At 68.7% G+C, this 7,871-nt stretch carries 6 protein-coding genes; 3 read left to right on the top strand and 3 right to left on the bottom strand.

Features of this window, described 5'->3' with window-relative positions; all coding sequences use genetic code 11:
• A partial coding sequence (hrpB, locus tag MBTS_RS19580) for an ATP-dependent helicase HrpB (protein WP_192216284.1) occupies positions 1-1,160 on the bottom strand: 1,160 nt, incomplete at its 3' end.
• 217 nt (positions 1,161-1,377) lie between these two features.
• On the opposite strand from hrpB, the gene MBTS_RS19575 reads away from it, so the two are divergent.
• Both MBTS_RS19575 and mutS read left to right on the top strand, forming a co-directional pair.
• Positions 1,378-1,698 (top strand): hypothetical protein, encoded by a 321-nt coding sequence (locus MBTS_RS19575; protein WP_238253855.1) that lies wholly within the window; start codon positions 1,378-1,380, stop codon positions 1,696-1,698.
• Positions 1,699-1,831: 133 nt separating this feature from the next.
• A complete protein-coding gene (gene mutS, locus MBTS_RS19570) occupies positions 1,832-4,585 on the top strand; it encodes a DNA mismatch repair protein MutS (RefSeq protein ID WP_192216283.1) in 2,754 nt (917 codons plus the stop codon).
• A gap of 12 nt (positions 4,586-4,597) precedes the next feature.
• Here mutS and MBTS_RS19565 read toward each other — a convergent pair whose 3' ends face one another.
• Together MBTS_RS19565 and MBTS_RS19560 are read right to left on the bottom strand one after the other, a co-directional pair.
• The gene (locus tag MBTS_RS19565; protein WP_056144379.1) at positions 4,598-5,077 is read right to left on the bottom strand and encodes a response regulator; all 480 of its coding nucleotides are present in this window, start codon (positions 5,075-5,077) and stop codon (positions 4,598-4,600) included.
• A complete protein-coding gene (locus MBTS_RS19560) occupies positions 5,074-6,240 on the bottom strand; it encodes a PAS domain-containing protein (protein ID WP_018042735.1) in 1,167 nt (388 codons plus the stop codon). The genes MBTS_RS19565 and MBTS_RS19560 overlap by 4 nt, the downstream gene beginning before the upstream one ends.
• A 321-nt stretch (positions 6,241-6,561) precedes the next feature.
• Between MBTS_RS19560 and MBTS_RS19555 the strand changes: the two genes are divergently transcribed.
• On the top strand, positions 6,562-7,871 hold a 1,310-nt coding region (locus MBTS_RS19555), incomplete at its 3' end, for an AmpG family muropeptide MFS transporter (protein ID WP_192216282.1).

The following is a 7,871-nucleotide window of genomic DNA, read 5'->3' as shown; positions in this document are numbered from 1 at the left end:
AGGAACGACAGGGTGGCTGGGTCGGAGACGCCCCAGGCGGCACAGTCCAGCAGCAGGCCGGACAGGTCGGCGGCCAGGATCTCCGGCCGCGTGAAGAGTTCGAGGGCACTGGTCGCCGCCTCCGACCAGAGGCGATGGCAGATGCCCGGCTCGGTCCGCCCCGCGCGGCCGCGCCGCTGGTCCACCGAGGCGCGGGAGGCGCGGGCGGTGACGAGGCGCGTCAGGCCGATGCCGGGCTCGTAGAGCGGCACGCGGGACAGGCCGGAATCGACTACGATCCGGACGCCCTCGATGGTGAGAGAGGTCTCGGCGATGCTGGTTGCGAGCACCACTTTCCGGGTTCCGGGCGGGGCGGGCGCCACGGCGCGGTCCTGCTCGGCCGGGGGAAGGGCGCCGTAGAGCGGCGCGATCTCGGTGCTCTCGTCGATCCGTTCGGATAGGAGCGTCGCGACCCGACGGATCTCGCCCTGTCCGGGAAGGAAGGCGAGGACGGAGCCGGGATCGGCCCGCAGGGCGCGCAGGATGGCGTCGGCCATCGCATCCTCGATCCGCCGGTTGGGATCGCGCTCAGTGTGGCGTGTCTCGACCGGATAGGCCCGGCCTTCGGATTCGACGATCCGCGCATCGCCCATCAGGCGCGAGACCCTCGCACCGTCCAGGGTGGCGGACATGACGAGGATGCGCAGGTCGTCGCGCAGGCCGGACTGCGCATCGAGGGCGAGGGCGAGCCCGAGATCGGCGTCGAGGGAGCGCTCGTGGAACTCGTCGAAGATCACCGCGCCGATGCCCGACAGTTCCGGATCGTCGAGGATCATGCGGGTGAAGACCCCCTCCGTGACGACCTCGATCCGCGTCGCCCGCGAGATCTTCGAGCCGAGGCGGACGCGCAGCCCCACGGTCTCGCCCACGCGCTGACCGAGGGTGGCGGCCATGCGCTCGGCCGCGCCGCGGGCAGCCAGGCGCCGTGGTTCGAGGAGGATGATCCGGCCGGCAGCGCCGAGCCACGGCGCGTCGAGAAGGGCCAGCGGGACACGGGTGGTCTTGCCGGCTCCGGGGGGCGCCACGAGCACCGCCGATGGGCCGGCGTCGAGGGCCGCGAGAAGGCCCGGCAGGGCCGCATCGATCGGCAGGGCAGCGGAGGGGGAGGGGTTTGTCGCCATCGCGGATGTGGTGGTGCGGGCAAGCGGGAGGATGCGCAACCCCGTTTCGCCGTGACGGCGCGGATCACGTGCGCGATGCGAAAATCATCCCATGATCCTCATGCGTTCGGCGGCTTTTCGCTGCGTAATCGTGCATCGAAAAGAATGGGAACGGAGTCCGGGCAAACGACTTGTTGCCTCGACGCGCGCGGCGCGATCCGAACGGATGGACTACTCGATGACCAAGATTGCACTTGCCCTGGCGGCAGGAACCTTTTTCAGCGCCCTCGGCCTCGGCGCCGCTTCCGCCGCCCCGGCCATGCCGGCCGCTCCCGTGATCGCCGGCGATACGCTCGCCACCGAGGTCGTCAGCCGCGGTCATCACCCGGGCTACGCCAGCCATCGCGGCATGCGCCATCGCCACCACCATCATCGTCATGGCATGCGCCATCGCCGCGCCCCCGCCGCCTACAGCCACGGCGATCCGAACTCCCGCAACCCGCAGCAGCCGGGCTACATGCAGCGCAAGGGCACCACGTCGGGCGGCCCGGCCTACTAAGCCGTTCTTCAGCTTCATCGTCGGAAGGGCCGGTGCGGAGACGCATCGGCCTTTTTTCGTGGGATCACGGTTCTCCCCAGATGATGCTGGCAGGGGCGCTGATCCGGTCCGGCGGCCTCTGCTATGATGGCGCATGTCCCAACGCGCCGCCCGCTCCAGCCCGAAGACCAGCGTCCCGGCCGAGGAGACGGTGAGCGCCTCGCCCCTCGACATCGCCGGCGCGACGCCGATGATGGCGCAGTACATCGAGATCAAGGCGGCCAACACGGATTGCCTCCTGTTCTACCGGATGGGGGATTTCTACGAACTGTTCTTCGAGGATGCGGAGATCGCGTCCCGTGCCCTCGGAATCGTCCTGACCAAGCGCGGCAAGCATGGCGGGGCGGATATCCCCATGTGCGGCGTGCCGGTGGAGCGCTCCGACGATTACCTCAGCCGCCTCATCGCCCTCGGCCATCGCGTCGCGGTCTGCGCCCAGACCGAGGACCCGGCGGAGGCCAAGAAGCGGGGACCGAAATCCGTGGTGCGCCGCGAGGTCGTCCGCCTCGTCACCCCCGGCACGATCACCGAGGACCGTCTCCTCGATCCGTCGCGCGCCAGCGTCCTCCTCGCTCTCGGCCGCCGCAAGTTCTCGGAATCCGGCTACGCCTACGGCATCGCCGCCGTCGACATCTCCACCGGCCGGTTCTCGCTCAGCGAAGTTCCCGAAGGCGAGCTGGGTGCTGCCATCGCACGGCACGATCCGCGCGAGATCGTGCTTTCCGAGGCGATCCATTCCGACCCGTCGCTCGCCGGCCTCTGGCGCGAGGTGAAGGCCCCGGTCACGCCCCTGGCGCAGGCGGAGCTCGAACCGGCCTCGGCTGAACGGCGGATCAAGGAACAGTTCGGCGTCTCGACCCTCGACGGGTTCGGGCAGTTCGGGCGGGCCGAACTCGCCGCCGCCGGAGCGGCCCTGCTCTATATCGAGCGCACGCAGATCGGCGCCCGGCCCGCCCTGTCGCCGCCGACCCGGGAGACGAGCGGGGCGACGCTGGCCATCGACGCGGCGACCCGCGCCAATCTCGAACTCACCCGGACCCTCTCGGGCGAGCGCACCGGCAGCCTGCTCGACGCCATCGACCGCACCGTGTCGGCCATCGGCGCGCGGCTGCTGGCCGAGCATCTGGCCGGCCCTCTCACCGACCTGTCGGCGATCACGCGCCGCCACGAAGCGGTGTCGTTCCTGGTGGAGGATGGCGCCCTTCGCCGGAGCCTGCGCGACGCCTTGGCGCGGGCGCCCGACATCGCCCGCGCCCTGTCGCGGCTGGGCCTCGGGCGCGGCGGCCCGCGCGATCTCGCGGCCCTGCGCGACGGTCTCGACGCGGCCCTGGCGATCTCGCAGCGTTGCGGAGAGGTGAAAGCCTTGCCGGAGGATCTCGCCGGCATCGTCCAGCGCCTTGGCACGGTGGATGCCGATCTCGTCGAGCATCTGCGCGCGGCGCTCGCCGACGACCTTCCCCTCAACCGACGCGACGGCGGCTTCGTGCGCGCCGGCTACGATGCCGAGATCGACGAGGCCCGGCTGCTCGGCCAGGATTCACGCAAGGTCATCGCCGGGCTGCAGGCGCGCTATGCCGAGGAGACCGGCTGCCGCACCCTGCGGATCAAGCACAACAACATGCTCGGCTACTACATCGAGGTGCCGCAGGCGGTGGGCGAGACCTGCCTCAAGGGCGCCTTGCGCGAGACGTTCATCCATCGCCAGACCATGATCGATGCCATGCGGTTCTCGAGCGTGGAACTGAACGATCTGGAGAGCCGCATCTCGGGGGCGGCCGATCGGGCGCTGGCCCTCGAGACCGAGGTCTTCGATGCGCTGGCCGCTCGGATCATGGCCCAGGCCGAGACCGTCGCCGCCATCGCCGACGCCCTGGCCAGCCTCGACGTCACCGCCTCCCATGCGGAACTGGCTGTGGAGCGGGATTGGCGCCGGCCCTTCGTCGATGACAGTTTCAGCTTCGTCGTCGAGGGCGGCCGCCATCCGGTGGTGGAATCCGCCCTGCGGCGGTCCGGCGAGCCGTTCATCGCCAACGATTGCGACCTGTCCGGCGAAGGGCGCGGGCGCATCCGGCTCATCACCGGACCGAATATGGGCGGCAAGTCGACCTTCCTGCGCCAGAACGCCCTCATCGCCGTCCTCGCCCAGATGGGCGCCTTCGTACCGGCCACTCGCGTGCATCTCGGCGTGGTGGACCGGCTGTTCTCGCGGGTCGGCGCCGCCGACGATCTGGCGCGCGGGCAATCGACCTTCATGGTCGAGATGGTGGAGACGGCCGCGATCCTGAACCAGGCGAGCCGGCATTCCCTCGTCATCCTCGACGAGATCGGCCGAGGCACTGCGACCTTCGACGGCCTCTCCATCGCCTGGGCCTGCCTCGAATACCTCCACGAACAGAACGGGTGCCGCGCGCTCTTCGCCACCCATTTCCATGAACTCACGGCCTTGAGCCAGCGTCTCACGCGGCTCGACAATGCGACGCTGAAAGTGGCCGAGCACAAGGGCGAAGTGGTGTTCCTGCACGAGGTCGTGCCGGGCGTGGCCGAGCGGTCCTACGGCCTTCAGGTCGCGCGCCTCGCCGGCTTGCCCGCCGGGGTCATCGCCCGGGCCGGCTCGATCCTGAAAAACCTGGAGAAGGCGGAGCGCGACCGCCCGACCCGTCCGCGCATCGACGACCTGCCGCTCTTCGCCAGCCTCGCCCCGCCGCCCCTGCCGGAGGTGCAGGCTCCAGCGGCGGACGATCCCCTGCGGCAGGAGCTGGACCGGATCGATCCCGACGCCCTGACACCGCGCGAGGCGCTGGAGGTGCTCTATCGCCTCAAGAAGACGGCTCGCGACGACATGAACTGAGGCCCGGAGGCGTCAGGGCCTCGCCCCGGCCCAGGGCTTCTGCGACCAGAGCGCATCCTCCGCCACGCCCTCCGACGCCGGCCGGAACCCGTCCGATCCGTGCGGCTCGGGTTGCCCCCCGGCCCGGATCGCCGCCACGTAGCGCAACGCACCCGCGACCGCGCGTTCCGAATAGGGCTTGGCGATGACGCCCAACGCACCGGCGAAATCCGCGGGGATGCGCTTGTCGTTGGCGGTCATGAACACGACGCTGGTGCGCGGGTCGAGGCTCAGGATCCTCGCCACCTCGACCCCGGTCGGGCCGTCGATGAGGTGGATGTCCACCAGGGCGATGTCGGGGGAGGTCGCCCGCCCGAGTTCGATGGCTTCGGCCGAGCTTGCCGCCACCCCGGCGATGACGTGGCCGAGATCTTCCAGAAGACATTGGAGTTCGAGGGCGATGAGCGCCTCGTCCTCGACGACGAGGATACGAAGTCCTTCCGCGCCGCTCACCCTGCCTGCCCTAGCGTGGCTTCACGCGGCGCGGACGTGGCGGGTCTGGGGCTCTCCGATTGAAGGGGAATCACGATCTCGACGCGCGTACCCGAACCGGGTTCGTGCCAGGTGATGACCCCGCGCAGCTGCTTCACCACCATCTCCACCAGGGAACAGCCGAACCCGGCCGGGTTCGGTGCCGCGGCATTCCGTCCGATGCCGTCATCCTCGATCTGGAGGCGCAGGCCGGTCTCGCAACGGCGGGCGGAAATGCTGACCCGTCCTTCGCGATCGTTCGGGAAGGCGTGGCGGACGGCGTTGGTGGCGAGTTCGTGCAGCATCAGGGCGAGGGGTGCCGCGATGGCGGCCGGCAGGGAAATCGGGTCGACCTCGGCGGTGACCGCCGTGCGCGCCGGGTCGATGCCGGCGGTGAGGTCGGACATGAAATCGTCGGCGAACTCTTCCAGATTGAAGCGTGTCACGTCCCCGGCCGAGTAAAGCATGCGGTGCACCATGGATAGCGCGCCGATGCGCTCGGCCATGCCCTGGAGGGCATCGCGCGCCTCGCCCTGGGGGGTTCGCCGCGCCTTCAGCAAAACCAGGGAGGAGATGACCTGCAGATTGTTCTTGACCCGATGATCGACCTCGTGGAGCAGCGCGGTCTTCTCCTCCAGGGCGGCCCGCAGGTCTGCGGTCTGCTCGTGAACCTGCCGTTCGAGCTCGTCGTTCGTTTCCTGCAGGGCGAGTTCGAGAGCGTGCTTCTCGGTCATGTCGGCCTGGGCGGCGTAGTAATACACCAGCTCGCCCGAGTCGTTGCGGACCGGCGAGATCGTCATGGCGTTCCAGAAAGAGGAGCCGTCCTTCCGATAGTTGCACAGCTCGACCTCGACGGGTGCCTGCCGCCTCAAGGCGTCGCGGATGGCATCGATCGTCCGCGGATCGCTGTCCGGCCCCTGGAGCAGGCGGCAGTTGCGGCCCTGCAGGTCCGCGCGCGCATAACCGGTGAGCGTCAGAAAAGCGTCGTTGACCCAGACGATGGGGTTGTCGGCAAGGCGAGGGTCAGTCACCACCATGGGCGTGGGACTGGCGTCGAAAGCCATGGCGAACATCTTGGCATCCACGGAGGCGTTCCCCACCGGGCGAAGTCCGGCCGAAACCTGATTGTTGCTGCTGCCCATCATCCTGACATCACGCTTGTACCACCGCCCTCATCCGATGACAGCAGCACTTCGACGGCACAGACCGAAACGACCGCCTCGGCAAATAGATCGGGAGGATATTTCCTCGTTACGTCGACTCGCCGGCAAGGAATATGTCTCATTGCGAGCCAATAGCTACCTACAAAGTATGCGCATTCATTAAGTTCCTGGTTACCATTCTTCATTCCAGTCACACGAGGCGGCACTGGCCGTACCGCGCCGTGACGACCCCTTGGACGAACCGGCGTCCGGCGAACATGGCAGCCGACCCTAAAGGGTCATAAGCCTTCAGGAGTTCCACGAATGGCTCAGAGTGCAGAGGTATCGGGAAAGGCGCGCACCAAGCTCGCCTTGCGGGATATTGTCGAGGATCCCCGCATCGTCCTGATGCTGGCCCTGGGCTTCTCGTCCGGCCTGCCGCTGCTGCTCGTGCTCGGCACCTTCTCCACGCGGCTCGCTTATTCCGACGTGGACATCAAGGCGATCGGCCTCTTCAGCTATCTGGCGCTGCCCTACACCCTCAAATTCCTCTGGGCGCCGCTCATCGACCGTTTCGACGTGCCCGTCCTGAGCGCCCGCATCGGCCGCCGGCGCTCGTGGATGATCGCCACACAGGTCGCCGTCGCCCTCGCGCTCTCGCTCATGGCCACGGCCAACCCGGCGAGCAGCCTCGTCCTCCTCGGCCTTGGGGCTTTTCTCGTGGCGATCTGCGCCGCGACGCAGGACGTCGTCATCGACGGATGGCGCATCGATGCCGCCGGCACCGATCTCCAGGGCGTCATGGCGGCGACCTCGAACCTCGGCTACCGGCTGGCGCTCATGTGCGCCGGGGCGGGCGCCCTGTTCATCGCCGACTGGGCCGGATGGTCGGTGGCCTATTTCAGCATGGCCGGGCTCATGGGCGTCGGCATGATCGCCGCACTCCTCGCTCCCGCCTTCGACAGGGAGCACGCCGAGGCTTTGGACGCCGCATCGGCGCAGCCGGCCGGCGCACCGGCGAAGGCCTGGTCGTTCCGCGCCGCCGTGCTCGAACCCCTCACCGAATTGCATACCCGCCTCGGCCCGGGCCTGTGGGCGATCCTCATCCTGGTCGCTTTCTACCGCATGCCGGATTTCATCTCAGGCGTGATGGCGAGCCCGCTCTACCGGCAGATCGGGTTCACCCTGACCGAGATCGGCGCGGTGTCAAAGCTCTACGGCATCTGGGTCGGCATCGCGGGCGCCTTCGTCGGCGGCTGGGCGATGACCCGGTTCGGGCTGTTCCCCACCCTCGTCGCCGGCGCATTCCTGGGCGCGGCCTCCAACCTCTCCTTCTCGTGGCTGTCCTATGGCGGACCGGAAGTCTGGCGCCTGACCGCCGCGATCTCCATCGACAATTTCTGCGGATCCTTCGCCGGAATGGCGCTGATCGCCTACATGTCGAGCCTCACGGCGCCGGGCTTCGCGGCCACGCAATACGCGCTGTTCTCGTCGCTCTACGCCCTGCCGGGAAAGCTCGTGGCGGGCACGTCCGGCTTCATGGTCGCCAGCTACGGTTACCCGGTCTTCTTCGCCTTCACGGCGGCGGTGGGCATCCCGGTGCTGATCCTGTGCTTCTTCGTCGGGCGCGCCGG

The organism is Methylobacterium bullatum, assembly GCF_014845095.1.
Classification (GTDB): Bacteria; Pseudomonadota; Alphaproteobacteria; order Rhizobiales; family Beijerinckiaceae; genus Methylobacterium; species Methylobacterium bullatum.
The sequence above is the reverse complement of the archived record's forward strand: the minus strand, read 5'-3'. Positions and strand labels throughout refer to the sequence as shown.

Bases quoted from the DNA above. Each gene is read 5' to 3' on its own strand.
- MBTS_RS19575 (WP_238253855.1), top strand. From the start codon at position 1,378: ATGACCAAGATTGCACTTGCCCTGGCGGCAGGAACCTTTTTCAGCGCC.
- mutS (WP_192216283.1), top strand. From the start codon at position 1,832: ATGTCCCAACGCGCCGCCCGCTCCAGCCCGAAGACCAGCGTCCCGGCC.
- MBTS_RS19560 (WP_018042735.1), bottom strand. From the start codon at position 6,240: ATGATGGGCAGCAGCAACAATCAGGTTTCGGCCGGACTTCGCCCGGTG.